Raw genomic sequence first — 23,720 nt, forward strand, 5'->3', positions numbered from 1 at the left:
GCCTTGCGAAATGCAACAGGGGCGGTGGCAACACCGATACTGCAAAATGTGGAAGTCTCTCGTCGCCGCCATCGCTTTTCTGGCCGTGGGCGGTTCGGCCCATGCCGCCAGCGCGGTCAACAAGGACGCCGAGACCCGCACGCTGATCGTGACGGAAGGCGGCGGCAAGACCGAGCTGGCGCTGGCCGCTGGCGAAACCGTGGAATTTTGCCCGAGCGGCTGTTTTGTTACCTTGCCGAATGGCGACCTCGAGGCGCTGACCGGTTCGGAAACCATTGAGATCTCGGGCGGCGTTGCGCGCATCAAGTAAAGTCGACGCCATGATTTTTGAAGGCCGGGCAAACGCCCGGCCTTTTATTTGCTTCCGGTAATCGGTGATGAAGGTATGCACTTTTCTTCGAAGCTGCGCAGGACGGGCTCTAGCAGCGCCTTCGTACCGAGCAGGGCGAAGGCGTAGGTCTAACTGCATTCGACAGGCTGGTGGCGCGGGCTTTTTTGGCGATGTCGCAAACAGGCTGCAAGCGCGGCGCCGCGCCGCCCTATAGTCTGCTCGCAATAGCATCTTGGAGTCGCGGGCAATGGCAGGGTTTCCGGAAAAGGCGAAGGTCGTCATCGTCGGGCTGGGCGGCATCGTCGGCGCATCGGTCGCCCATCACCTGATCGAGCGCGGATGGGACGATATTGTCGGCATCGACAAATCGGGCATCCCGACGGATATCGGCTCGACGGCGCATGCCTCCGACTTCTGCTACACGACCAGCCATGATTTCCTGTCGTGCTGGACGACGCTCTATTCCATCGATTTCTACGAAAAGATGGGTCACTACGCGCGCATCGGCGGCCTCGAGGTCGCCCGCGTCGGCGACGACGCCCGTATGGCGGAGATCAAGCGCAAGATCGCCTCGGCGAAGGCCTTCGGCACACGCGCCCGCCTGATCGATCCCGCCGAGATCAAGGAAAAATTCCCGCTGATCGAAGAACAGATGGTACAGGGCGGCCTGTGGGATCCCGACGCCGGCCTCGTCATCCCGCGCTCGCAGACCGTCGCCGGCAAGCTTGTCGACCAGGCGGAAGCTTCCGGCACACTCAGGGCGTTTGCCAATACGTCGGCCAGGTCGCTCGTCATCGAGAACGGCCGTATCAAGGGCGTGGTGACCGACCGCGGCACCATCGAAGCCGACTATGTCGTGGTCTGCACCGGCATCTGGGGACGGCTGATCGCGGAAATGGCGGGCGAGGACCTGCCGGTCATGCCGATTGACCATCCGCTTACCTTCTTCGGGCCGTACACTGAGTTCGCCGGCACCGGCAAGGAGATCGGCTGGCCGCTGCTGCGCGACCAGGGCAACTCGGCTTACATGCGCGATACCGGCGATCCCAAGACCGCCGAAGGCGGGCAGATCGAATGGGGTTATTACGAAGAGACCAATCCGCGCCTTTGCCATCCGCGCGATATTCTCGAGAAAAACGAGGCGCGGCTTTCGCCGTCGCAACGCGATCTCGACATGGAGCAGATCATGGCGCCCCTCGAGCGCGCCATGGAACTGACGCCGATCCTGGGCGAGCTGGGCTACAATGAGAGCCATTCCTTCAACGGCCTGCTGCAGGTGACGGCGGACGGCGGCCCCTCGATGGGCGAAAGCCAGAAGGTCAGGGGCCTATGGTATGCCGTGGCGATCTGGGTCAAGGACGGCCCCGGCATGGGCAAGCTCATCGCCGACTGGATGACGGACGGCCGCACGGCGATCGACCGCCACGCCATCGACTATTCGCGCTTCTATCCGCACCAGACCAAAGAGCAGTTCATCTGGGACCGCTGCACCGAAACGGCGATGAAGGTCTACAACCCGGCGGTGCATCCGCGCGAGCCCTTCTCCAAGGCCCGCAATGTCCGCCGCTCGCCCTTCTGGGAGCGCGAAAAGGAACTCGGCGGCTATTTCATGGAGCTCGGCGGCTGGGAGCGCGCCCACGGCTACGCCGCCAACGAGCATCTGCTCGAGAAATACGGCAACCGGGTGCCGGTGCGCCAAAACGAATGGGACAACCGCCATTTCTGGCGCGTCTCGAATGCCGAGCATCTCGCCATGAGCGAGGATTGCGGCATCGTCAACCTGTCGCATTTCGCCATGTACGACGTGGAAGGCCCGGACCATGTCGCGCTGATGGAATGGCTGTGCGCGGCAAAGATCGGCGGCGACGGCAATATCGGCAAGGGCATCTATACCCATTTCCTCGACGAGGAAGGCATGGTGCGTGCCGACCTGACCGTCATCCGCATGGCCGACCGCTGCCGCGTCATCGACGGCGCCGATGCCGGGCCGCGCGACTTCCAGTACATGCGCCGGACGGCAGAGGACAAAGGCTTCGACGTTACCGTCACCGATGTGACCGAGACATATGTGACCGTCGGCATCTGGGGTCCGAACGCGCGGGCAACATTGGGCAAGGTCGTGGAAAACCCCGACGGACTGACGCCTGAGAATTTTCCCTTTGCCGCGATCAAGCCCGTCAGGATCGCCGGCAAGGACGTGACCGCCTTCCGCATCTCCTATGTCGGCGAGCAAGGCTGGGAACTGCATATGCGCTACGAGGACGGCCTGGCTGTCTGGGACGCGCTGCGGTCGACCGGCGTGATGGCCTTTGGCGTCGAGACCTATGCCAACAGCCGCCGCATGGAGAAGAGCCTGCGCCTGCAAAACGCGGACCTCTTGACCGAATACAATCTGCTGGAAGCCGACCTTGCCCGTCCGAAAGTCAAGGAGGCCGATTTCTGCGGCAAGGCAAAGCATCTGGAATATCGCGCCCGGGTGCATCAGCCGGCCATGCTTTGCACGCTTATCATGACGGACAATACAGATTCGAATGGTGTTCCCCGCTATCCGGTTGGCACGATGCCGGTGATGGACCCGCAAACCGGTGAGACGCTCGTCGACGAGCTCGGCCGCCGCTCCTTCACGACCTCGGTGGCCTATGGTCCGACCCTCGGCAAGAACATCGCGCTCGCCTACCTGCCCTGGGCGTATTGCCAGGAGGGCCGCAAGCTGAGCGTCGAATATTTCGGCGAGAAGTACCCGGTCGAAGTGGCCGCCGTCGGCTACAGGCCGCTCTACGACCCGGAGAACCTCAATCCGCGCAGCTAAGCGTTGCTTGCCTGCCGATTCTCCACACAGGCAAGCCGAGCAGTGCCAGCAGGACCTGAATGCAGAAGCCCGATTCATCGTCGGGCTTTTCGCTTTGTGGAGCGATGATTCTCGCTTTCCGTCGCGCTGCGATTGGGGGGTGCCTTTGCGGCGGATCGGCTGGGACAGAAAAAACGATGCGCTTGTGTTTCAGCTGAACCGGAATATCCCGGTTCGCGTCAGCTGGACCTTCGCAATTCCCATTGTGCTGCCCTTCCTGAACGAGTGGGCGAGCCGACCCAAGGATGCACTGATCCATACCTCTATCTTTGCAGCGCTTCTGTTTGCGTCGATATTTCTGCACGAACTGGCGCACGCCTGGATCGGACGCCGACAAGGCGTCGCCACCGACATGATAGAATTATATCTCTTCGGCGGGCTCACGCGTTTCAAACGCGCCGCAGCGCCATCGCCTGCCTGGGCGCGGATTGCGATAGCGGGTCCCCTGGCGAACGTCGCGCTCGCCGCGTTTTTCGATGCGGCCTATTGTCTGGTTTTTGGAGAACTCATCCCAGTTGCGCCCGAAGGGCCATTCGGGTGGCTGCCGTCAAGGTCGGCCGGTCCTCTGGAATGGACGCTTTGGATTGGCGCATTGTTGAACGTGTCACTTATCATTCTCAACATCCTGCCCGCCTACGATCTGGATGGCGGCGTGATTGCAAGACATTTGTTCCTGAGACGCTTCGGCGTCCGCCGGGCCGCGCAGATCGTCGGCATCTGCGGCATCGTACTTTCAATTCTGCGTTTTGCGATCATCTTGCCTGCCGCGGTTGCAGGTATTCTGTTGTGGCTTCCGCCGTCATTCAAGCCGAACTGGAGGGCAGCGCGCGGGGTCGGTGCTAGAAAACCGAAGCCGGACCCATCCTCCGAGACGGATGTCGAGAAGGCCGTGGAGTGGCGGGGGCGGGGCGGGCACCGCATCCACAAATGAAATTCGTTTTCCGGCGGTTCGCAAAAATGTGACCGAATGAGCCCGGCTCTCCACCGGGCTTTTCTCTTTGTCGATCGGCGATTTTCGCTTACCGTGCGTCATGTCTGGTTTTGCCCGTGCAAGACATCTCGTCTCGGGTGCCGCCGCGCTGGCGTCGGTGCTATGGCTGGCTGCAAACTCCCGCGCCGCCGAGCCGGTCGACGTCGAACTGGTGCTGGCAGTCGACGTTTCGCTGTCCATGTCGCCGGACGAGCTCGAAATCCAGCGTCATGGCTATGCGGCGGCGCTGACGCATGACGATGTCCTGCAGGCAATCGGCGAAGGCGCTCATGGCAAGATTGCCGTCACCTATGTCGAATGGGCTGGCGCGACCTGGCAGCAGGTCGTCGTGCCGTGGACGGTGATCGCCAATCGTGCCGACGCCGAGCGGCTGGCAGCGCAGCTTTCCGCTCATCCGCCGGCCAGTGCCAGGCGCACCTCGATCTCCGGCGCGCTGGAATTCGCCAGCGATCTCTTTGCTGAAAGCGGCTTCCAGGGCGTCAAGCGGGTGATCGACATTTCGGGTGACGGCCCCAACAACCAGGGCGCACCTGTCGATATCACCCGCGACGCCGTGATCAAGCAAGGCATCACCGTCAACGGCCTGCCGCTGATGACCAGGGGCGGGTTCAGCAGCGCTTACGATGTCAACAATCTCGACCGCTACTACAGCGACTGTGTCATCGGCGGGCCGGGATCCTTCATGATCCCGGTCAATGACTGGACGCAGTTTCCGGAGGCCATCCGCCGCAAGCTGGTGCTGGAGCTTGCCGGTCCGGCCTCGCCGGAGCGAGCGGCGGAAGAGGCGGCGCATCCGCCATTGGTGCTGGCACAGGACATCCCCGTCACCGACTGCCTGGTCGGCGAAAAAATGTGGCGCGACCGCAGCTGGATATACAACAGCCGCTGATGGCGGAGTTTGCTGTCGATGGTGACATACCGCAGTGCAGCATCTGCTTCATTGACAAGCCTGCGGGCGTCTGTGACACAATTCCGCATCCGAACACATAAAAGGGGAACCGACATGAACAGGATCGGAATTCTTGCCGCAAGCTTGACGCTTGCCGTCGGATTGTCCGCGCCGGCGATGGCCGCCACATCGGTCAGCATCGGCATCAGTGGATGGACCGGCTTTGCGCCGCTGACGCTCGCCAAGCAGGCCGGCATCTTCGAAAAGCACGGCCTCGACGTCACCTTGAGGAAGGTGCCGCAAGCCAGCCGGCCGCTCGCCATCGCCAGCGGCGACCTGCAATGCGCCGCCACCACGGTCGAGACCTGGCTGGTCTGGAACGCCAATGGCGTGACGACCAAGCAGATATTCCAGCTCGACAAATCCTACGGCGCCGACGGCATCGTCGCCCGCAACGACATCAAGACCGTCGCCGATCTCAAAGGTAAGTCGGTCGCGTCTTCGGCGCCGGGCACCTCGCCCTATTTCATGCTGGCCTGGGTGCTCAACAAGAACGGCATGTCGACCAAGGACGTGACGGTCGTCAACCTGGAGCCGGATGCGGCGGCGCAGGCGTTTCTCGCCGGCCAGAACGATGCGGCGGTCACCTATGAGCCGTTCATCTCGGCGGTGCGCGAAAAGTCCGACCAGGGCCATATCCTTGTGACCACTCTCGACTATCCGATGGTGCTCGATACGGTCGGCTGCACGCCGGAGTTCCTTAAGGCCAATCCGGATGCGGGCAAGGCGCTTGCCGACAGCTATTTCGAGGCACTCGACCTGATCAAGAGCGATCCGGCGAAATCCTATGAGACGATGGGTGCCGACGTGAAGCAGTCGGCCAAGGAATTCGAAGAGTCGGCCAAATACCTGAAATGGGCCGACAAGGCTGAAAACAAGCAGTTCTTCACCAAGGAATTCCAGGACTTTTCCAAGACCGCCGGCGAGCTTCTGCTGCAGATGGGTTTGATCAAGGAAGCGCCTGACGTCTCGACATTGGCCGACACCAGCGCCGTCGCCGACTAACCGGCAGGATTGTCGCCCGGCGGCGGCGCGTGCGCCGCCGCTTTTTCATTCAGATCAGAGGACGGTCGAAGATGCCGCGCCCCTTGCATCCGGTCTCGCCGGGCATTCGAACCGTGCTCGGCATTTCGTTCTTCGTGCTGTTCGTGGCGTTCTGGGCGTGGATCACGCTTGGCGGCCACGTCAATCGCATTTTCCTTGCCGATCCGCTGTCGATGGTGAGAGACGGTTGGCGGCTGCTGGTCGAGGACCGCTTCTGGCTCGACATCCTTATCACCATCTGGCGCGTCTTCGGCGGGTTCCTGATGGCGGCCATCGTTGCCGTGCCGCTCGGCATCGTGATGGGTGCCTGGAAGCCCGTGGAGGCGTTCCTGGAGCCGTTCGTCTCCTTCGCCCGCTATCTGCCGGCATCGGCCTTCATCCCGCTGCTCATCCTGTGGGCGGGCGTTGGCGAGCTCGAAAAACTGCTGGTGATCTTCGTCGGCTCGGTGTTCCAGATCATCCTGATCATCGCGGTCAAGGTCGGCGGCACACGGCGCGACCTGGTCGAGGCGGCCTACACGCTTGGCTCGTCCGACAACGGCATCGTGCGGCGCGTGATCATGCCGGCCAATGCGCCGGAGATTGCCGAGACCCTGCGGCTGGTCCTCGGCTGGGCCTGGACCTATGTCATCGTCGCCGAGCTGATCGGCTCGTCGTCGGGCATCGGCTACATGATCATCAACAGCCAGTCGCGGCTGGCGACAGGGCAGATCATCTTCGGCATCATCGTCATCGGCCTGATCGGGCTGTTGTCCGATTTCGCCTTCAAGGCGCTCAACCGTTGGCTGTTTCCATGGAGCCTGGCGTGAGCAAGCTGCTCATCGAAAGCGTCTCGCGCACCTTCGCCGGTGTCGGCGGTGGGCAGCCGGTCAAGGCGCTGATGCCGATCGATCTGGCGGTCGCCGCCAACGACTTCATCACCATCCTGGGGCCATCCGGCTGTGGAAAGTCGACGCTGCTCAGGATCGTCGCCGGCCTCGAAGCGCCGAGTGGGGGACGTGTTCTGCTCGACGGCAGGGTGGTGGACCGGCCCGGTCCAGACCGCGGCATGGTTTTCCAGTCCTATACGCTGTTTCCGTGGCTGACGGTCGCCGAGAACATCGCCTTCGGCCTGCGCGAACGTGGAATGGCCGAGCACGAGCGCAGCGAAATCGTCGCTTCTTACGTCGATCTCGTCGGGCTGAGAGGTTTTGAAAACCATTGGCCGAAGCAGCTTTCCGGCGGCATGCAGCAGCGCACCGCGATTGCCCGGGCACTGGCCAACGATCCGGAGATCCTGCTGCTCGACGAGCCGTTCGGCGCACTCGACAACCAGACCCGCGGGCTGATGCAGGAACTGCTTCTCGGCATCTGGGAGCGCCGGCAAAAAACGGTGCTGTTCGTCACCCACGACATCGAGGAGGCGATCTTCATGGCGTCGCGCGTGGTCGTGATGACGGCACGGCCGGGCCGCATCAAATCGGACGTTGCCGTCGACCTGCCGCATCCGCGCCACTACACGCTGAAGACCAGCCCGGAGTTTTCGGCACTGAAGGCGCGGCTGACAGAAGATATCCGCGTCGAGGCGATGCGCACGGCGCAGATATAGTCGGGTCAGCAAGGCGCCTGAACGGCTCAGAGACTTCGTAAGTCCTTGATAAGCACGTAAAGATGCAGCGGGTCCGTCGGCGATTGCGCGAATCCGTAGCGCTCGTAAAACGTGCGGGCGCCGTCGTTCTTGGCGTGGACGACGACCTTGCGGATACCTGCAATATCGGCCGCCTGCAAACTGCGCAGGACGGCATCGCGCAACAGTCCGCCGCCGACGCCTTTGCCTTGCCAGTCCAGACTGACCGCAAGACGCGCCAGCAGCATTACAGGCACCGGATGGCGTGCGAGACCTTTCGTCAATCGCTCGGGCGCGCCCTCATATTTAACTTCACCAACGACCAGGGTATAAAAGCCGATCACATCTTCGCCAGAGAGACCAATGTAGGTCTGCGAAGCATTGGCTTGCTGGTTTTGGAATGCATAGCGTACGAGAAAGCGATTGAGCGGTTCTTCACCGCAGTCGAACATGTCCACCAAATGCGTGCGGGCCAGTTTCTCGATCTGGAATTCGCTCACGCTGGATCGCGACCGGAAAAGATGCTTGGTTCGTTCAATAGGTGCTTGAGGCGGGGGAGATCACGCGTTGGCGCGTCGAGCGCTGCCATGAACGCGACCCATTTTTCGGCGTCGAGATGGAAGCTGCGCCGGTCGGCTAATGTTTCTTCGGCTCGCGCAAGCGCGCTTTCAAGCACGAAATCGCTGAGCGAACGGCGTTCAGTAGCGGCGGCGGTTGCGAGTGTACGCTTTGCCTGGGGGGTAAGGCGCAAGTCCAGTTTTTCCGATCTGGTGGTTCTGGTCATTGGTACCTCTCGATTGAAGGATACCACGCCAGACAATGTCATGACAATGCGGCCGCGCCCGCGAAACGTGCTGGATCAAGCCGCTAGAAGCTGCTTGCGGTCGACGCGTTCCTGTTGCGGCGAGCGGGCGTACAACTCGCGATAGCATTTGGAGAAATGCGAGGCGGAAACAAAGCCGCAGGCGACCGCCACTTCGACCACCGGCAACGACGACTGGATCAGCAGGTGCCGGGCGCGGTCGAGGCGGATCTCCAGATAGTAACGGGCAGGGGAGCGCCCCATCTCGGTGCGGAACAGGCGCTCAATCTGCCGGCGCGACAGGTCGACATGGTCAGCGACCTCGATCAGCGAGAGCGGCTCGGAGAGATTGGCTTCCATCAGCTCGATAATGGTCAGAACCTTGGAATTCTGCACGCCAAGGCGGGCGCGCAGCGGCAGGCGCTGGCGGTCGGTCGGGCTGCGCACGCGATCGGTCAGCACCTGCTCGCAGACGCGGTTGACGAGGCTTTCGTCGAAATCGTCGCCGATCAGCTTCAGCATCATGTCGAGCGCGGCGGTGCCGCCGGCGCAGGTGTAGATGTTCTGGTCGATCTCGAAGAGGTCGGCGAAGACATTGGCCTTGGGGAACGCCTCGGAAAAGCCCGGCAGGTTCTCCCAATGGATGGCGCAGCGCTTGTTGGACAGCAGGCCTGCGGCGGCCAGGATATGCGCGCCGGTGCACAGGCCGCCGACGGCAACGCCGCGATTGTACTCCTCGCGCAACCAGGCAAAGGCCGATTTGTTCTGGTAGCGCTCGACATTGATGCCGCTGCAGACGATGGCCATGTTCGGCCGGTCCGGTCCGGACATTTTCTTGCGCTCTTCCTCCAGCGAGGTGTTGACGGCGCATTCGACGCCGTTCGAGGCGCGCACCGGCTTGCCGTCGATGCTGGCGAGCCGCCAGCGATAGGCTTCATAGCCGAGCATGCGGTTGGCCGAACGCAATGGATCGAGCGCCGTCGCGAAGGCGATCATGGTGAAATCGGGGACCAGGAAGAATACGAACGATCGCCGGATCGGGTGCTTTACGACGTTCACGGGTAGATCCTCACGCTGCAATGGCGCGAACAGGATGTCGCGATTAGCATAGCGACATCAGGAAAGACGTTTCCTGTCAATTGGCTAGATGGCAACGGAGCGACTTTATTTGCGACACGGGTCGCAAATGGGCAATCGCTATGCGGCGAAGGACGCGACATGCCGCCGGATCGACCAAACGAGCCTACGCAGTCTGCGCACACGAAAACGCCGCCTCGGCAAAACCGAAGCGGCGCTGGATCGACTTCGAAGCAGCGCTAGGCTGCTTCCGCCGGGATTGCCGCGTCTCAGGCGACGAAGCCGAGGCGCGCGGCAGCCATGGCACCGGTCTGGCCAGGCATGGTGTTGGCCAGGCGCTGGCGCTCGAGCGCGGTCGTCAGGTTCATTTCGCGACGGGCAAAGAGGCGGGCAAAAAGCTTCATGATCATCTCCATTCGGTTGCTCAGACGGGTCGCCTTCGCTTGATGGAGTGGGGCAGCTCGTTTGTTGATGATGATATAGGCTTACGTGAGGGGAAACTAAATCGCAAAAGCGAAGCACTTGATATGAAAAGCGACACGGAATGCGACAAATTTGGGCATTCTGCCCCGGATTTTCGATTATTTACAATGTGTTGATTGCCAGTGCGGGCTGCTATGCGACTTGCTCATATGCGGCATGCGACGGCGACATGGCTCGGGAAAATCATTGGAGTACAAACAAAAAGGCCTGCCGGGCTGATCTGCGCGGCAGGCCTTCAGCTGTTGATACACACGGTTTACTTTGCTCCAGCCCAGGATCCCACACCATGGCGAGTGCCGGCCTTGGCATCGGCAGCTTCAGGCCAGCCGATATCCTTCTGCAGTTCAATCGGCAGCGCGCGGATGGCGCGTTCCGTCTGGTAGCGGGCACGGGCCTCGCTGAACTCGGTCGCGATCCGACCGATGGATAACAGGATAGACATCTCATTCTCCTTCGCGTTGGGCCGGGTTGTCCCGGCGCTTGCAGCGTCAGGCGGTACACCGGGTTTGTTTCAGCTTCATTTCGTGTCGATTGCAGGTCCGTGTCATGGTTGTTTCGGGACCACTTCGATGCGTCCTGCCTTCGATGGAGTTGACTATCCTCCCAAACTGATGTTCAATCAAACGAAATGGAATGATGGTTTGCATCAGAAAAATTGAAGGTCGCTTGCCATGAACGCCCCACTCAATCATCCGCTGCCGCTGCTCGATCTGGATGTTCTGCGCACTTTCGTCGCGATCGCCGAGACCGGCAGCTTCACCACTGCGGCCAATGCGGTCTTCCGCACGCCGTCGGCCGTCTCCATGCAGATCAAGAAGCTGGAGGACATTCTCGGCCGCTCGGTGTTCGCGCGCGACGCCCGTTCGGTGACGCTGACCACCGATGGCGAGATGCTGCTCGGCTATGCGCGCCGGCTGCTGTCGATCAATCGCGAGGTGGTGTCGAAGTTCATCATTCCAGACATTGTCGGGGTGGTGCGGCTCGGCTCGCCGGACGATTACGGCGAACGTGTGCTGCCGCATGTGCTGAAGCGGTTCGCACAGTCGCATCCATCGATCGCGGTCGACGTCACCATCGACCAGAGCGTCAATCTGCGCCGGCGCATGGACGACCGGGCGCTCGACATCACGCTGCTCACCAACTCCTACAAGACCAGCGCGATCGGCGCCGAAGTGCTGCTCACAGAGCCGATCGTCTGGGCCGGTGCCAAGGGCGGTTGCGCGCATCTGCGCGAGCCGCTGCCGGTCTCATTGTGGGAAGAGGGCTGTGCCTGGCGGGCAGGGGCATTGGAGGCGCTTGGCCGCGAGGGCCGCAATTACCGTATCGCCTATATGAGCGCGCACACGGCCGGCCAGCGCGCCGCGATCATGGCGGATCTTGCGGTGGCGCCGCTGCCGAAATCCTTCCTCGGCAGCGACATGGTCGAGCTGTGCCCGAAGGACGGCATGCCTGACATCGGCACCTACAACCTCGCCATGGTGGTGACGCCGGACGCCAGCGCGCCGGTGAAGGCAGTCGCCGACCATATCCGCGCGACGTTTGAGATGTTCAGGGAAACTGGGAAGTTCTGACCCAAACTACGACCTGAGCGGCGCAACCAGATCGCGAGGGGTTCCGTCGCGGTCTGCCCTTTGCAGCGACAACTCTCCTGCCTTGGCATGATAACTGTAAGTTTCGTTGGTCAAGAAGGCCACTATACTGTCCCGCGCGCGTCGCGCCTCCGGCATGTCGATCAACGGCCAGACATGGAACATGCCTTGCTCGTGGACGACCTCAATTTCGACGCCGGCCGTGCGTGCCTTTTCCGCGAAGATCAGATTGTCGGGGGTGAGCAGATCGCGTGAGCCGGTCAGCAGCAGCGTTTTGGGCAGCACCGACAGGTCGCCGTAAACCGGGCTGATGCGCCAGTCGGTGGGATCTATGCCGGCGCTGTAAAGCCGGATCGCCTCGCGGCCGCCGGCAATGCCCAGCCACGGATCGTTGCGTTCGGCCTCATACATTTCTGGGTTGGCGAGCGACACGTCGAGACCGGGCGAAATCAGCACGTGGCGTGATGGCAAGGGCAGGCCATTTTGCGCAGCCATCATCGTCAGCACGACGGCCATGTTTCCGCCGGCGGAATCGCCCATGAAGATGATATCAGTCGCCCTGGTTTCGCCGAACATCTGGCGGTAGACGGCGCCGACCATGCCGAACATGGCGTGAAAATCGTGTTCGGGAGCAATGGGATAGATCGGCACGGTGATACCGAACCCGAGGCGGTCGGCCATGTCGGCGATCAGCCGCCAATGATAGGGTGTGATTTCAAAGACATAAGCGCCGCCGTGCAGGTAGAGAATCCGCCTCCGCTCACCAGCCTGGGGAGCGATCTCGTAGACGGGAAAGCCGTTGATCGCGCGGGTTGTGATCTCCAGGCGTGACCGCAGCGACGCAGGCGGCTGATGGTTTTCCGTCTTGCGCGCATAGGCGATCCAGCGCTGCAGGTTCTCGGGGCTGGAAAACGCCTTCTTGCGGCTGTACCTGAGGACGAACGACACGACGTGGCTTTTGAGACTGGGCATGCAGATACACGGACTTCGGCTGAGCCGACTAAGAGAACCCCGACTATTTCGAAGATTGTGTCGCCACCAAAAAAGTCAAGATTGATGCAATCTCAACACGGTCGTTTGATCCCAGCTGTCGACAAAGCGTCCGGCCATGAAGTCTCTGGCCTACCGGCGCAGCTCAACGCCGCGGCAGCAACGCGGCGCGCAGCCAATTGCTGGGTGCAGCCGGAGCCGCATTGCGGCTCCGGCGAATACCGAGCAGCTTGCATTTGTCGATGAATTTCATCCGCGCTGCATGCCCCATCCGACCGAAAGCTGCCTTTCGCTCGAACGCGGCGACACCGGCCAGCCAATGTCCTTTTGGATCTCAGGCGGCAAGCTGTTGAGGATGCGCAGCGACTTGCGCGCTTCGCGTGTTTTCTTGAAGGCCGCACCATAGCGGCCGAGGCTTTCGAACATCGACATCTTGATCTCCTTGGAGCGTTGCGGTGGCCGAAAACTGTTTCCGCCTGCCGTTCGATGCCGGTTAAATGCTCCGCCTATGTATCTGGCGGATTTCACGAAAACGCGATTTCGTTTCCAGATCGGCGCGATCTGGAAACATTTGCATACAAATGAAAATGGAAGGTCTGACAGCCTAGCGGAGGCGAGTCATCCCCGCCCGCGCCGCGCGGCGTGGCCTTCGCGCGAACGCCGCCGCGGGGCAGCGTCGCCGGCAATGCCGTCTTCGCTCACCGTCTTGCGCGGCGGCAGTTTCACCGCCGCCGACAGCTTGGGAAACGGGTCGATCTTGTTCGGGAGCGCCATGGCATAAACGAAATGTTCCTGGAATTTCGGCTCCAGCGCCGTCTCGATCTTCTCGATCTTGCTAACGGTTTCCTCGATCTCGCGGCGATAGCCACGGTTCAACAGCGCCATGCGGGCGCCGGCGCCGGCCGCATTGCCAACGGCCGAGACCTTGTCGAGGTCGCAATCCGGAATCAGGCCCAGCACCATTGCGTATTTCGGGTCGATGAACGAGCCGAATGCGCCGGCGAAGTGGATGCGGTCGACATGATCGGTGTGCTGCTTTTCCATCAAAAGCTTGGTGCCGGCATAAAGGGCGGCCTTGGCAAGCTGGATAGCGCGCACATCAGTCTGGGTGATGGTGATCTTGGGCTCGCCTTCCTTCAGCACATAGGAGAAGGTGCGGCCATTGGCGACGACGCGAGGCGAGTGGCCGCTCAGCGATCCATCGACGACGCCGTCCTCGGAGATGATGCCGGCGAGATACATCTCGGCGACCACCTCGATGATGCCGGAGCCGCAAATACCGGTGACGCCGGTCGCCTGCACGCTGTCGAGGAAGCCCGGCTCGTCGGACCAGAGTTCCGAGCCGATGACGCGGTATTTCGGTTCCAGCGTTTCAGGATCGATGCGGACGCGCTCGATGGCACCCGGTGCGGCGCGCTGGCCACCGGAGATTTCCGCACCTTCGAACGCCGGGCCAGTTGGCGATGAGGCCGCCACGACCCGCTGGCGATTGCCGAGCACGATCTCGGCATTGGTGCCGACATCGACGATCAGCATCATCTCGTCCTGGCGGTGCGGCCCTTCCGACAGCGTCACTGCGGCAGCGTCCGCGCCGACATGGCCGGCAATGCAAGGAAGCATATAGAGCCTGGCGCCCTGGTTGAGCTTCAAACCGATATCCGATGCCTTGATGTGCACGGCGCCGGAGACGGCTAGCGCGAAGGGGGCGCCGCCGAGCTCGGTCGGATCGATGCCGAGGAACAGATGGTGCATGATCGGATTGCCGACGAACACGGAATCCAGGATGTCGTTGCGTTGGACGTTGCCTTCGGTGCAGACCTTGTCCACAAGCCCCGAAATGGCCTCGCGCACGGCGACCGTCATGCCTTCGCGGCCGTCCGGGTTCATCATCACGTACGAGACACGGCTCATCAGATCCTCGCCGAAGCGGATCTGCGGATTGGATGTGCCCGACGAGGCGGCGACGCGGCCCGACAGCAACGACACCAGATGCATGGCGATCGTGGTCGAGCCGATATCGCAGGCAAGGCCGTACGCCTCGTTCTTGAGGCCGGGCCACAAAGCGATGACCCGTGCGGTCTCGCTGTCGGTGTCCTTGTGGATGGCGGCGGTCGCGGTCCAGTTGCCTTTGCGCAAAATGCCTTGCACCTGCGGCAACAGATGGAAATCGAAATCGAGGCTCTTGAGGCCCCAGTCCTTCATCAGCGCGATCTTCAGACGGTCGAGGTCGCCGAGCGGCTTGTGCATGTCGGGTTCTTCGATCTCGACATAGCACATGCGGATTGCCGCATCGCGGGCGATGACCCTGGTGTCGGCGTCCTTGCGGATGGTCTGCGCGTTGATGACGGTGTCCTGCGGCACGTCGACGACGAGATCGCCGAGAATCTGCGCCGAGCAGGACAGCCGGCGGCGCTCGGGCAGGCCGCGTACGCGCTCGTAGCGCTCTTCCTTGGCGCCCTTGGGCGAGAGGTGATCGTTGGAGGAAACGATCTTGTGCTTGGCGAAATTGCCTTCCTGCACCTCGATCTGGCAACGACCGCAAGTGGCACGCCCGCCGCACACGCTCTCGACATAGACACCGAGCTGGCGCGCGGCATCCAGAACCGGCGTGCCGACCGGAAACCGCCCGCGCTTGCCCGACGGCATGAACAGCACGAGCGGATCGGTGATGTTGACGGGAGAGTTCATACGTTCCAGACTTTACTTTCTACGCAGCTCGGGTCTTGGCCACGGCAGCGATGCCGCTGTGTCTCGGTTCCTCCCCAGTCCTAGGCCCCATATCGTGTCGGCCAAGACCTGGCTCAACCCCGCGCCATACGCGCTTCGCGGCCGCCGCGCCTGCGTCCGCCATTGCCATTGCCATCGCCCGGCGCGTTGACCTGCGTCCGGGCGGCAACGGCCTGGCCGCCTTCAGCAGGCTTGTAGTCCTTGTAGGTCCTGATCCAGTTGGTGCAGTTCTCGTCGGTGCCGTTCAGCACGTTGGCGCCGCGCACCGCTTCCATTTCCTGCGGCCGCACCGGGTTCATGATCGCCGAGGTCATGCCGGCGCCGATCACCATCGGGATGAAGGCGGCGTTGATGCCATGACGGTGCGGCAGGCCGAACGAGATGTTGGAGAGGCCGCAGGTGGTGTTGACCTTGAGCTCCTCGCGCAGCCGGCGTAGCAGGGCAAATACCTGGCGGCCGGCATCGCCCAGCGCGCCGATCGGCATGACCAGCGGGTCGACGACCACATCATGCGCCGGAATGCCGAAGTCGGCACAGCGCTGAACGATCTTCTTGGCGACGGCGAAGCGCACATCGGGGTCCATCGAAATACCGGTCTCGTCGTTGGAAATGGCGACGACGGGAACGTTGTATTTCTTGATCAACGGCAGGATGGCTTCGAGCTTTTCCTCCTCGCCGGTGACGGAATTGACCAGCGGCCGGCCCTTGGCGACCTTCAGCGCCGCTTCGATTGCCGCAGTCACGGAGGAGTCGATCGACAACGGCAGGTCGACCAGGCCTTGCACGATCTCCAGCGTCTGCACCAGCAGCGCCGGCTCGGTGGCGTTGGGATCGACTGCAGTGACGCCGGCATTGACGTCGAGCATGGTCGCCCCACAGGCGGCCTGCTCCAGCGCATCCTTGATGACGGTCTCAAAATTGCCGGCGATCATTTCGGCGGCCAGTTTCTTACGGCCGGTCGGGTTGATGCGCTCGCCGATCACGCAGAAGGGCTGATCGAAGCCGATGATGATTTCTCGTGTCGCCGAGGCGACGATGGTCCGGGTCATGAAATCTCTCCATCGTGATATAAAGAGTTCTTTATATCGTTATCTGTTTCTGATCAAGCGAATGCTGACGATTCGCGCTGTCAATGCGCGGTCTTGACCATGTCGACCTGGGTTTCAGTGAGGTCGTCATGCAGTATGTGGTCGAGCCGGTCGGCAACGAGCTGGTCGTCGCGGCGGATTTCGCGTTTCCACGGCCGGCGACCCTTCAGCACGCCGGATTCGTCGACGATCTCGGCGACGTATTCTTCCTGGCGGTAGGCCATCACATGGACGCCGGATACACCGGGAATTTCCTTCACCTCATTGATGATGTCGATGCAGAGCTGCTTGCCTTCCTTCTTCTGATCCTGGGCGCCTTCCAGGCGCTTGACGATCTGATCGGGAATGTGAATGCCCGGTACGTTGGAGCGGATCCATTTGGCCGTCTTGGCCGAGGCCAGCGGCCCGACGCCGCACAGGATGAAACATTTCTCGGTATAGCCGAGATCGCGGACCTTCTGCATGTAGGTGCGGAACATCGGTACGTCGAAGCAGTACTGGCTCTGCACGAACTGCGCCCCGGCGGCGATCTTCTTGCCCAGCCGATAGGGCCGGAAATCGATCGGCGGCGCGAACGGGTTGATGGCCGCGCCAAGGAAAAGCTGCGGCGGCGTCGTGAGTTTTCGGCCGGACAGGAATTTGCCGTTATCGCGCATAACGCGGCAGGTTTCGAGCAGCGACATGCAGTCGAGATCGAACACCGGCTTGGCGCCGGGCTGGTCGCCGGCCTGCACGCCGTCGCCGGTCAGGCACAGCATGTTGGCGACGCCCATCGCAGCACCCCCAAGCACGTCGCCCTGGATGGCGATGCGGTTCCGGTCGCGGCAGGCGATCTGCATGATCGGGGCATAGCCCATGCGGGTCAGCAGCGCGCAGATGCCGACCGACGACATGTGGCAGTTGGCGCCGGAAGCATCGACGGCATTGATGGCGTCGACCCAACCGTCGAAAATCCTGGCGCGGTTGTAGACGTCTTCCGGATCGGCGCTGTCGGGCGGATTGAGCTCGGTCGTCACTGCGAACTCGCCGCGCCTGAGGACGCGTTCCAGCCGGCCACGCGAGGTGTGGCCGGGCAGGGGATCGAGCGGCAAATGGATGCCGGCCGGATTCTCGTCTGGCTGACGGCCGATCATGCCGACGCTCCGGTCTTCGTAGTGTTCCGGGCCGCATTGCGGGCGGCCGCGGCCTGCGCGGTGACCCGCAGCCAGGCGGAGGTTTCGCGCAAGGACTGATCCACCGGCTTCTGCACGTCAAAAATCTTGTCGCCATGCGCCATGTTCTGCGAGCCTTCCCAGGCTTTGACCCAGACGCAAGGCATGTCAGGCTCGACTTCGCAATTGCCGTTGGCGCGGACACCGCCGCAAGGGCCGTTGCGCAATTGTTTGGGGCAGTTCATCGGGCACGACATGCCGGTCGAGGAAAGAATGCACTGGCCGCACATGCGGCAGTCGAACATGAAGCCCTTGACGCGCTTTTCGACGAATTTCACCGGCCCTTCGACACGGCTGTAGCCGATGCCCTTCCACAGCGGATGGAGGAGCAGGAACATGTCGGCGAATTTGCCGTAGAACCATTCGAGCAGCCGCGAATGCCGCACCGACCAAAGCCGCACCGCGAAAGAGCGCTGCACACGTCGCTGCGGCGACACGTCGGCCGGCTTGTAGTCGGATTTCGGCGCCGCCTTCTTGACGATGGTCGCCTGGGTCACGCCGGCTTGAGCCGTCGTCGCCGGCATTGATTGGGGATCAGACATTTTCTTTGCCGCCCGCCTTGACCAGAGCGACCAGCCGCTCACGGTCGTATTTCGCATCGAGCTCCCGAAGAGCCTTCTCTGCCTCGGCTTCAAGATCGTCACTGACTGCGACGGGCTCTGCCTTGCGCCATTCGGCAAGATAGTCGTCGGTGCCGCCGGCGCCGGTGCGCATGGCGCACATGTCGATCGCCTCGGTGAAGCGCAACGGCAGTTCGCGCTTGGCGTTCTGCCGGCCCTTCTTGACGATGACCTGGGCGGGGATGTCGCGCCAGTAGACGACGATCAGATCGGCCATGAATTCCTGCTCCTGCAGAGCGCCGTGCGTCCAATCGGACGCATAAACGATGCTCTACCATTTAACTCCGCTGCATCGTGCTCTCCGAAGATCGATTCCGATCTTTTGGCCAATGCAGTGGTTTCGAGCATTGCCGGAAGCGCTGTTGGGCTGCTTGTTATGGGACGACGCGGGGGCCTTCAAAAGCGACGCAATCGACGGCCGCGGTTGAAAGCGGAGTTTCTTCCAGCACTGGTCAGCCGGCGCGGCCATCGTAGCTGCCGACCAGCTTCCTGTGGAAGCGCACGTAACCTCGTTCGGTCGTGCGTAAATGCTCCGCGACGATGTCATGGAAGCGCGGCAGGCGGTGGAAGGGAACGGCCGGATAGGAATGGTGCTCGGAATGGTACGGCATGTTCCAAGCCACGAAGCGCACCAGCCTTGTGGTGAAGGTGGTGCGGGTGTTCTCGAGCATGTTGGCGACATGCGGGCACAACGCGTACTCGGCCAGCAGGTAGGCACGCAAAAACGGCTGTCCGACCAGCACCGGCAAGATCCAGACCCACAACAGCAGCGCCGACTGCGCGGCGAGCGATGCGGCCAGCAATGCCGCATGGCCGATCAGGAACAGCCGTGCTTCGGCAACCACCTTGCCGCGGCCCTTTTCCGGCACAAAGCCGTCGCGGTTGCGGCCCGCCGCATTGGTTGCGATCACACGGCCCATGGCGATCCAATAGGGGCCGCCTGACAGATAGCGCAGATATTGGCTGATGGTCTCCGGCTTCGGGGCCATCAGTTCGGGGTCGTTGTCCGGGTCGTGCGTATGGCGGTGATGGGCGAAATGGAAATAGCGGAACCATTCCGGCGGCAGCAGGATCAGGAAGCCGGCCACGGCGGCAACAGCGCGATTGAGCCACGCCGTCCTGAACGCCGTTTCATGGATGGTCTCGTGCAACAGCGTGAAGAAGAAGACGATCAGGATTCCCTGCGGCAAGACGAGCAGCGGCCAGAACGGGACGCGGGCGGCGATCAGCGCGCCTAGCAGGATAACCAGCCCGGCATGGACCGCCAGCCGGACAATGCCTGGCCGGTCAACCCTGGCGGTGAGGTCGCGACGGTCCTCGACCGAAAGGCCGGCAATGATGGTGCGGTGGTCGATGTCGCTCATGATGCAATGTTAGTGGCGGGTGGCTGTCCGGTAAATCGGCGCGTCACCAGACGCCGTTCCTTATCCCCGTCCAGAGATAAAACCATACCGTCGGATGATACCATTGTTTCGAAGGCAGGCCGGGATCCACCGTGCCGACCTTGCCGGCCAGCGCATCCCTGACCGCTTCGACGCAGATGTCGCGCGAGAAGGCCGCCTGCCGCAACGCGTAGCTTGAAATTGTGTCGCCCGGCTGCGGTTTGCCACGCGTCTGCCGCAGCACGCCGCCAGTGTCGACGCCGGCGTCGACCAGATGTACGGTGGTGCCGAAGTTCTCCGCATCGCCTGAAGCCAGCGCCCAGTAGCCGCCATTCATGCCGCGATATTTCGGGGCGATGCCGGCGTGGTAGTTGAGGACCGGGCAAGGGATTTTCGCCAGCGTCTGCCGCGACAGCAAGCGGCAGCCGGCGAGCAGCACCACACCCGGCTGGATTTCCGCGATCGCCTGCAGGCACTCCGGCGCGTTGGCCGACGAGACATAAATGATCTTTTGCCCAGGCTTCGGTTCGGTTTGCAGCTTCTGCCCGGCGGCAAGCCGTGCTGCGTGGCCGGCGAAGAAGCGCTTGCCGAGGCGCGTCAGCACCATCCTGCCGAGTTGACCGATGGCCGAGGTCCAGCCTTGCCGCCGCGCCCGCGCGAGAAGCAATTGCTTTTTGGATTCAGGAGCTTCGAGGATGACGCTGACCGGGCCGAGTTGATCGGCGACGGCGTTGACGATCGCCCAGATATGCGGGCCGCCTTCGGTGACGACGACGATCGGCCGTTGGTTTGTTTTCGACAGTGCCATGCTCTGCGACCCCCCCGCAAAGAACCTGTTCTTTGCGCGCGAATGCTAGGCTGACCGGGTTAACCCCTGGTGATCGGGGCTCAGCGCTTGAATTCGAGGATATCGAGCTTCGATTCGTAATAGGGCGCCGGGAACTCGATGCGCCATTCACTGGCGCTGTTGCGGAAGGCATAGCCGACCTGATCGCTTTCCGGGCCGCTGCCGTAGGGCTTTGCCGGATCGTCGTTGACGTGGAAGGAACCGAGATAGATCGCGCGTTTCTCGCCATCGTCGAAGAAGCGGCCCTTGGTGCGCTGCGAGCCGGTGATCTTTTCCAGTCTCCAGCCGGAGCCGTCGTCACTCACCTTGCATTTGAACCAGCCATAGATGACGAGCGGGCTCAATCCGCCGGCCTTGATGGTGCGGCATTGCCATTTGCCGGTCAGGTCCCTGTCAGAGAAGGGAACCAGCGGCTTTGCCAGCAAAGCGTCGAGCTGCTTGACCTCGGCGGGATCGCCGGCCTTCGCCTCGTCAAGCGCTGCCTTGCGCGTCTCGCCATATTTGTTGAGCCGCGCCTTGTCGGCAGCCGTTATCAGCTTCTGCACCTCGCCATCGGCCAACGCGGGCATGGTCAAGCAGAGGACAGTTGCTGCGGCAAACATGAGGCGAGCGATCATCGGTGGCGTTTCCCTTTTGTTGGCTGGAGCAGGCTGTTTTCTTGTCTGGCGCATACCTTAATGTTTCGCCGCGTTCTGTCATCCGTGCCTGAGCATCGACAGCAGAAACGAGGTGCAAAAGAATGCGGATCTTGCTGACGGGATCGTCCGGTTGGCTGGGCAGCGCCTTGGCGCCGCGCCTGCGGGCTCTTGGTCATGACGTCACCGGCCTCGATCCCGTCCCATCCTCGGAAACGCGAATCGTCGGCTCAGTCGCCGATCGCGACCTGGTCATGAGGGCGGTCGAGGAGAACCGCATCGAGGCCATCATCCATAGCGGCGCGCTGCACAAGCCTGACATCGAACGTCATCGCAACGAGGATTTCGTCGAGACGAATGTGCGCGGCACGCTCAACCTGCTCGATGCGGCAGCAGCTTTTGGCGTTCAGCGCTTCGTGTTTACGTCGACGACATCGCTGATGATTTCCGAGTCCATACGCACCGGCTTCACCGGCGGGGCGCGCAAGGCGGCATGGCTGACGGAAGACATGTCGCCTGAACCGCGCAACATCTATGGCGTCACCAAGCTTTCAGCCGAACAGCTCTGCCGGCTCTATCATTTGCAGTTCGGCCTGCCGGTGATCGTGTTGCGCACCGCCCGGTTTTTTCCCGAGGCGGACGACATGGCGCACGTGATCGAACAGTCGGATGCCAACACCAAGGCCAATGAGCTGTTGTTCCGCCGGCTGACGGTGGAGGACGCAGCCGACGCCCACATCGCTGCCCTGGAGAAAGCGCCGCAATTGGGCTTCGACACTTTCATCATCTCGGCACCGACGCCTTTCCAGCCCGAAGATTGCGCGGCCTTGATCGCCGACGCGCCGTCGGTCGTCGCGCGCTATTTTCCGGATTATCCGGCACTCTACACGAAGAAAGGCTGGACGATGTTTTCGTCGATCGACCGGGTCTACGATGCGTCGCGGGCGAGGAAGCGGCTGGGTTTCGTCTGCAAGACGAGCTTTGCCGATGTGCTTGCCGCCCTGGCGATCGAATAGAAGCGCGGCTATCATCGCAAAACGTTTGCGCGGGGAGGTGCATGTTGGGGGTGACGATCCATTTTGAGGGACAGCTGCGCGAAGACGAGCACTACGCTGTGCTATTGCGGGAAGTGGAGGCGTTTGCTGTCACTCGAGGCTGGCCGTTTCGGAAAATAGACGAAGCCGAAATGGTTCTCCATCGGGTCGTTGATGAACGCAGCGTGGACTATCTCGGCCCGGTTATAGGAATAGAGCTTCTGCCGCATCCCAAGTCGGAGCCCCTTCGGTTCGAGTTCGACAGGCACCTCTTCATGCAGCAATTTTGTAAGACCCAGTTTGCCGGGTCGGACGCGCATATCGAAATCATCGAGCTGCTCCGCAAAGTTGCTCCTCTTTTCGACAAGCTCGATGTCTTTGATGAAGGCGAGTACTGGGAACTGGGCGACTCCTCAATTCTGCAAGTCAACCTCGACACCGTCGAAGCCCTGATTGCAGAGGCGTTGCGCAAGGATCCAACTGCAAGGGGACCGATCCGGTTAGAAAACGGCCGCGTTGTCGATTTCGTGTCGGATCCGCAACCGGCGAGCAAATAATCCGAAGCGGGGCGTCTAACGGACGTCCTCCGGATGTGAGGCCACCCGCTTAAGTTCGCCCGTCAGGTCACCATAGCCGGTCGAGCGCCGCTCATAAGCGAGGCCGAGCATTTTCGCCGCCTTTTCGGCGACCTTGTCGAGTTCCGGGTCGTCGGTCTGGGCGATATAGATCAGCTTCTCGTAATTGCCGAAATAGTCCTTGATCAGCTCCGGGTGCTTGTCCAGACCGAGCGGCTTCATGAAGAAGGCATCGAATTGCCGGCAGAGGAAATCGGTCATGTAGAACGACATCATGTCGTCATCGGCGACCTTCGCATAGGCATCCATGCCCTGGTAGAAGGCAAAGCAATGCGGCCCGGCCATACGCTCGACGCCGTGCTTCTCGCAGATCCGGTCGAGCAGGCCACCCGTGCCGCAATCGGCATAGCCGACGAATATGTGTCTGTAGCCGTCGGTCTTGGCCTTCTCGATAGCCTTGTCCATGGCCGGCGCGATGCGGTCAGGATAGAAATGGAACTCCGCCGGCAAGCAGGTCAGGTCGAGATGGTCGAGCCCGAGCTGCTCCTTGACCGCCAAAACTTCGCGCGCAATCATCCCGCAGGCGATGACGAGCAGCCTGTCGCCTTGATCGGATTGTTGTTTTCGCGCGGTAGTCATGGAACCAGTCTAATCCATCTTCGTTGCTGTCCAGCGAATTTATATCCTGAGGGAGACACCATTCATGAAATTGTTCCGCGTCGCGCCAATCGCTATTCTCGCCTGCGCCTTGGCTGTTTCGGCCTGCGCCAACACGGTGCGCGGCGTCGGTAAGGATATCAAATCCACTGCGAAGGCTGTTGACGATACCGTCAAGAAACCCTGATCCGCACGGCTCTAAATATTTGGGAATAAAAAAGCCGCACTGCAAGG

General features: G+C 61.8%; 27 protein-coding genes. 11 read left to right on the plus strand and 16 right to left on the minus strand.

Features of this window, described 5'->3' with window-relative positions; all coding sequences use genetic code 11:
• Positions 1–46: 46 nt before the first annotated feature.
• The 7 genes from NKI16_RS02600 to NKI16_RS02630 all read left to right on the plus strand — a co-directional run bounded on the left by NKI16_RS02600 (position 47) and on the right by NKI16_RS02630 (position 7,751).
• The gene (locus tag NKI16_RS02600) at positions 47–310 is read left to right on the plus strand and encodes a hypothetical protein (RefSeq protein WP_023676533.1); all 264 of its coding nucleotides are present in this window, start codon (positions 47–49) and stop codon (positions 308–310) included.
• A 268-nt stretch (positions 311–578) separates the two neighbouring features.
• Entirely contained in the window at positions 579–3,140 is a 2,562-nt protein-coding gene (locus NKI16_RS02605) for a GcvT family protein (protein ID WP_352623289.1), read from the plus strand.
• Positions 3,141–3,147: 7 nt separating this feature from the next.
• Positions 3,148–4,110 (plus strand): site-2 protease family protein, encoded by a 963-nt coding sequence (locus NKI16_RS02610; RefSeq protein WP_352623290.1) that lies wholly within the window; start codon positions 3,148–3,150, stop codon positions 4,108–4,110.
• A 100-nt stretch (positions 4,111–4,210) separates the two neighbouring features.
• Positions 4,211–5,059 (plus strand): DUF1194 domain-containing protein, encoded by an 849-nt coding sequence (locus NKI16_RS02615; RefSeq protein ID WP_352623291.1) that lies wholly within the window; start codon positions 4,211–4,213, stop codon positions 5,057–5,059.
• Between the two features lie 114 nt (positions 5,060–5,173).
• A complete protein-coding gene (locus tag NKI16_RS02620; RefSeq protein WP_352623292.1) occupies positions 5,174–6,124 on the plus strand; it encodes an ABC transporter substrate-binding protein in 951 nt (316 codons plus the stop codon).
• 71 nt (positions 6,125–6,195) lie between these two features.
• On the plus strand, positions 6,196–6,972 hold the full coding sequence (locus NKI16_RS02625) for an ABC transporter permease (protein WP_023676527.1): 777 nt from the start codon (positions 6,196–6,198) through the stop codon (positions 6,970–6,972).
• Positions 6,969–7,751, plus strand: a complete 783-nt coding sequence (locus NKI16_RS02630) for an ABC transporter ATP-binding protein (protein WP_031211730.1) — start codon at positions 6,969–6,971, stop codon at positions 7,749–7,751. The genes NKI16_RS02625 and NKI16_RS02630 overlap by 4 nt, the downstream gene beginning before the upstream one ends.
• 26 nt (positions 7,752–7,777) lie before the next feature.
• Here the strand turns inward: NKI16_RS02630 and NKI16_RS02635 are convergent, their stop codons facing one another.
• The 5 genes from NKI16_RS02635 to NKI16_RS02655 form a co-directional block, all read right to left on the minus strand.
• Positions 7,778–8,269: a GNAT family N-acetyltransferase gene (locus NKI16_RS02635; protein ID WP_352623293.1), complete on the minus strand. Its 492-nt coding sequence runs from the start codon at positions 8,267–8,269 to the stop codon at positions 7,778–7,780.
• Positions 8,266–8,553 (minus strand): type II toxin-antitoxin system TacA family antitoxin, encoded by a 288-nt coding sequence (locus NKI16_RS02640; RefSeq protein ID WP_023676524.1) that lies wholly within the window; start codon positions 8,551–8,553, stop codon positions 8,266–8,268. The genes NKI16_RS02635 and NKI16_RS02640 overlap by 4 nt, the downstream gene beginning before the upstream one ends.
• Positions 8,554–8,628: 75 nt before the next feature.
• A complete protein-coding gene (locus NKI16_RS02645; protein WP_348625928.1) occupies positions 8,629–9,567 on the minus strand; it encodes a GlxA family transcriptional regulator in 939 nt (312 codons plus the stop codon).
• A gap of 350 nt (positions 9,568–9,917) precedes the next feature.
• Positions 9,918–10,052 (minus strand): hypothetical protein, encoded by a 135-nt coding sequence (locus tag NKI16_RS02650; RefSeq protein WP_013894968.1) that lies wholly within the window; start codon positions 10,050–10,052, stop codon positions 9,918–9,920.
• Positions 10,053–10,387: 335 nt separating this feature from the next.
• A complete protein-coding gene (locus NKI16_RS02655; RefSeq protein WP_023676522.1) occupies positions 10,388–10,573 on the minus strand; it encodes a hypothetical protein in 186 nt (61 codons plus the stop codon).
• A 229-nt stretch (positions 10,574–10,802) separates the two neighbouring features.
• Between NKI16_RS02655 and NKI16_RS02660 the strand changes: the two genes are divergently transcribed.
• Positions 10,803–11,702, plus strand: a complete 900-nt coding sequence (locus tag NKI16_RS02660; protein ID WP_023676521.1) for a LysR substrate-binding domain-containing protein — start codon at positions 10,803–10,805, stop codon at positions 11,700–11,702.
• Between the two features lie 6 nt (positions 11,703–11,708).
• Here NKI16_RS02660 and NKI16_RS02665 read toward each other — a convergent pair whose 3' ends face one another.
• The 10 genes from NKI16_RS02665 to NKI16_RS02710 all read right to left on the minus strand — a co-directional run bounded on the left by NKI16_RS02665 (position 11,709) and on the right by NKI16_RS02710 (position 21,202).
• Positions 11,709–12,692, minus strand: a complete 984-nt coding sequence (locus NKI16_RS02665) for an alpha/beta hydrolase (protein ID WP_023676520.1) — start codon at positions 12,690–12,692, stop codon at positions 11,709–11,711.
• A gap of 267 nt (positions 12,693–12,959) precedes the next feature.
• Positions 12,960–13,142: a hypothetical protein gene (locus NKI16_RS02670; RefSeq protein WP_023676518.1), complete on the minus strand. Its 183-nt coding sequence runs from the start codon at positions 13,140–13,142 to the stop codon at positions 12,960–12,962.
• A 186-nt stretch (positions 13,143–13,328) separates the two neighbouring features.
• Positions 13,329–15,398: an ASKHA domain-containing protein gene (locus tag NKI16_RS02675; protein ID WP_023676517.1), complete on the minus strand. Its 2,070-nt coding sequence runs from the start codon at positions 15,396–15,398 to the stop codon at positions 13,329–13,331.
• Positions 15,399–15,511: 113 nt separating this feature from the next.
• A complete protein-coding gene (locus NKI16_RS02680; protein WP_023676516.1) occupies positions 15,512–16,486 on the minus strand; it encodes a methyltetrahydrofolate cobalamin methyltransferase in 975 nt (324 codons plus the stop codon).
• Positions 16,487–16,566: 80 nt separating this feature from the next.
• The gene (locus NKI16_RS02685) at positions 16,567–17,658 is read right to left on the minus strand and encodes a methylenetetrahydrofolate reductase (RefSeq protein WP_023676515.1); all 1,092 of its coding nucleotides are present in this window, start codon (positions 17,656–17,658) and stop codon (positions 16,567–16,569) included.
• The gene (locus NKI16_RS02690) at positions 17,655–18,278 is read right to left on the minus strand and encodes a methylenetetrahydrofolate reductase C-terminal domain-containing protein (protein ID WP_023676514.1); all 624 of its coding nucleotides are present in this window, start codon (positions 18,276–18,278) and stop codon (positions 17,655–17,657) included. The genes NKI16_RS02685 and NKI16_RS02690 overlap by 4 nt, the downstream gene beginning before the upstream one ends.
• Positions 18,271–18,573, minus strand: a complete 303-nt coding sequence (locus tag NKI16_RS02695) for a virulence factor (protein WP_023676513.1) — start codon at positions 18,571–18,573, stop codon at positions 18,271–18,273. Before NKI16_RS02695 ends, NKI16_RS02690 begins: the two co-directional genes overlap by 8 nt.
• A 235-nt stretch (positions 18,574–18,808) precedes the next feature.
• Entirely contained in the window at positions 18,809–19,720 is a 912-nt protein-coding gene (locus tag NKI16_RS02700; RefSeq protein ID WP_352922236.1) for a fatty acid desaturase, read from the minus strand.
• Positions 19,721–19,763: 43 nt separating this feature from the next.
• Complete coding sequence (locus NKI16_RS02705) at positions 19,764–20,546, minus strand: formyl transferase (protein ID WP_023676511.1); 783 nt, start codon at positions 20,544–20,546, stop codon at positions 19,764–19,766.
• Positions 20,547–20,626: 80 nt separating this feature from the next.
• A complete protein-coding gene (locus NKI16_RS02710) occupies positions 20,627–21,202 on the minus strand; it encodes a DUF4893 domain-containing protein (protein WP_023676510.1) in 576 nt (191 codons plus the stop codon).
• A 122-nt stretch (positions 21,203–21,324) separates the two neighbouring features.
• Between NKI16_RS02710 and NKI16_RS02715 the strand changes: the two genes are divergently transcribed.
• The gene (locus NKI16_RS02715; protein ID WP_031211725.1) at positions 21,325–22,236 is read left to right on the plus strand and encodes an NAD-dependent epimerase/dehydratase family protein; all 912 of its coding nucleotides are present in this window, start codon (positions 21,325–21,327) and stop codon (positions 22,234–22,236) included.
• 41 nt (positions 22,237–22,277) lie between these two features.
• On the plus strand, positions 22,278–22,811 hold the full coding sequence (locus tag NKI16_RS02720) for a hypothetical protein (RefSeq protein WP_023676509.1): 534 nt from the start codon (positions 22,278–22,280) through the stop codon (positions 22,809–22,811).
• Positions 22,812–22,826: 15 nt separating this feature from the next.
• Here NKI16_RS02720 and NKI16_RS02725 read toward each other — a convergent pair whose 3' ends face one another.
• Positions 22,827–23,468, minus strand: coding sequence for a DUF1638 domain-containing protein (locus NKI16_RS02725; RefSeq protein ID WP_023676508.1), 642 nt, complete (start codon positions 23,466–23,468; stop codon positions 22,827–22,829).
• 64 nt (positions 23,469–23,532) lie between these two features.
• Between NKI16_RS02725 and NKI16_RS02730 the strand changes: the two genes are divergently transcribed.
• Positions 23,533–23,673 (plus strand): entericidin A/B family lipoprotein, encoded by a 141-nt coding sequence (locus NKI16_RS02730; RefSeq protein ID WP_023676507.1) that lies wholly within the window; start codon positions 23,533–23,535, stop codon positions 23,671–23,673.
• Positions 23,674–23,720 lie beyond the last annotated feature (47 nt).

It is taken from the genome of Mesorhizobium sp. M0698 (assembly GCF_040320455.1).
Taxonomy (GTDB): Bacteria; Pseudomonadota; Alphaproteobacteria; order Rhizobiales; family Rhizobiaceae; genus Mesorhizobium.

Excerpts from the sequence above, each read along its gene's own strand:
- NKI16_RS02685 (WP_023676515.1), bottom strand. The coding sequence starts at position 17,658 with ATGATCGGCCGTCAGCCAGACGAGAATCCGGCCGGCATCCATTTGCCG.
- NKI16_RS02665 (WP_023676520.1), bottom strand. The coding sequence starts at position 12,692 with ATGCCCAGTCTCAAAAGCCACGTCGTGTCGTTCGTCCTCAGGTACAGC.
- NKI16_RS02600 (WP_023676533.1), top strand. The coding sequence starts at position 47 with ATGTGGAAGTCTCTCGTCGCCGCCATCGCTTTTCTGGCCGTGGGCGGT.
- NKI16_RS02675 (WP_023676517.1), bottom strand. The coding sequence starts at position 15,398 with ATGAACTCTCCCGTCAACATCACCGATCCGCTCGTGCTGTTCATGCCG.
- NKI16_RS02640 (WP_023676524.1), bottom strand. The coding sequence starts at position 8,553 with ATGACCAGAACCACCAGATCGGAAAAACTGGACTTGCGCCTTACCCCC.
- NKI16_RS02605 (WP_352623289.1), top strand. The coding sequence starts at position 579 with ATGGCAGGGTTTCCGGAAAAGGCGAAGGTCGTCATCGTCGGGCTGGGC.
- NKI16_RS02725 (WP_023676508.1), bottom strand. The coding sequence starts at position 23,468 with ATGACTACCGCGCGAAAACAACAATCCGATCAAGGCGACAGGCTGCTC.
- NKI16_RS02620 (WP_352623292.1), top strand. The coding sequence starts at position 5,174 with ATGAACAGGATCGGAATTCTTGCCGCAAGCTTGACGCTTGCCGTCGGA.
- NKI16_RS02650 (WP_013894968.1), bottom strand. The coding sequence starts at position 10,052 with ATGAAGCTTTTTGCCCGCCTCTTTGCCCGTCGCGAAATGAACCTGACG.
- NKI16_RS02660 (WP_023676521.1), top strand. The coding sequence starts at position 10,803 with ATGAACGCCCCACTCAATCATCCGCTGCCGCTGCTCGATCTGGATGTT.
- NKI16_RS02695 (WP_023676513.1), bottom strand. The coding sequence starts at position 18,573 with ATGGCCGATCTGATCGTCGTCTACTGGCGCGACATCCCCGCCCAGGTC.
- NKI16_RS02625 (WP_023676527.1), top strand. The coding sequence starts at position 6,196 with ATGCCGCGCCCCTTGCATCCGGTCTCGCCGGGCATTCGAACCGTGCTC.
- NKI16_RS02710 (WP_023676510.1), bottom strand. The coding sequence starts at position 21,202 with ATGATCGCTCGCCTCATGTTTGCCGCAGCAACTGTCCTCTGCTTGACC.
- NKI16_RS02655 (WP_023676522.1), bottom strand. The coding sequence starts at position 10,573 with ATGTCTATCCTGTTATCCATCGGTCGGATCGCGACCGAGTTCAGCGAG.
- NKI16_RS02690 (WP_023676514.1), bottom strand. The coding sequence starts at position 18,278 with ATGTCTGATCCCCAATCAATGCCGGCGACGACGGCTCAAGCCGGCGTG.
- NKI16_RS02705 (WP_023676511.1), bottom strand. The coding sequence starts at position 20,546 with ATGGCACTGTCGAAAACAAACCAACGGCCGATCGTCGTCGTCACCGAA.
- NKI16_RS02615 (WP_352623291.1), top strand. The coding sequence starts at position 4,211 with ATGTCTGGTTTTGCCCGTGCAAGACATCTCGTCTCGGGTGCCGCCGCG.
- NKI16_RS02670 (WP_023676518.1), bottom strand. The coding sequence starts at position 13,142 with ATGTCGATGTTCGAAAGCCTCGGCCGCTATGGTGCGGCCTTCAAGAAA.
- NKI16_RS02715 (WP_031211725.1), top strand. The coding sequence starts at position 21,325 with ATGCGGATCTTGCTGACGGGATCGTCCGGTTGGCTGGGCAGCGCCTTG.
- NKI16_RS02720 (WP_023676509.1), top strand. The coding sequence starts at position 22,278 with ATGTTGGGGGTGACGATCCATTTTGAGGGACAGCTGCGCGAAGACGAG.
- NKI16_RS02700 (WP_352922236.1), bottom strand. The coding sequence starts at position 19,720 with ATGAGCGACATCGACCACCGCACCATCATTGCCGGCCTTTCGGTCGAG.
- NKI16_RS02730 (WP_023676507.1), top strand. The coding sequence starts at position 23,533 with ATGAAATTGTTCCGCGTCGCGCCAATCGCTATTCTCGCCTGCGCCTTG.
- NKI16_RS02645 (WP_348625928.1), bottom strand. The coding sequence starts at position 9,567 with ATGATCGCCTTCGCGACGGCGCTCGATCCATTGCGTTCGGCCAACCGC.
- NKI16_RS02680 (WP_023676516.1), bottom strand. The coding sequence starts at position 16,486 with ATGACCCGGACCATCGTCGCCTCGGCGACACGAGAAATCATCATCGGC.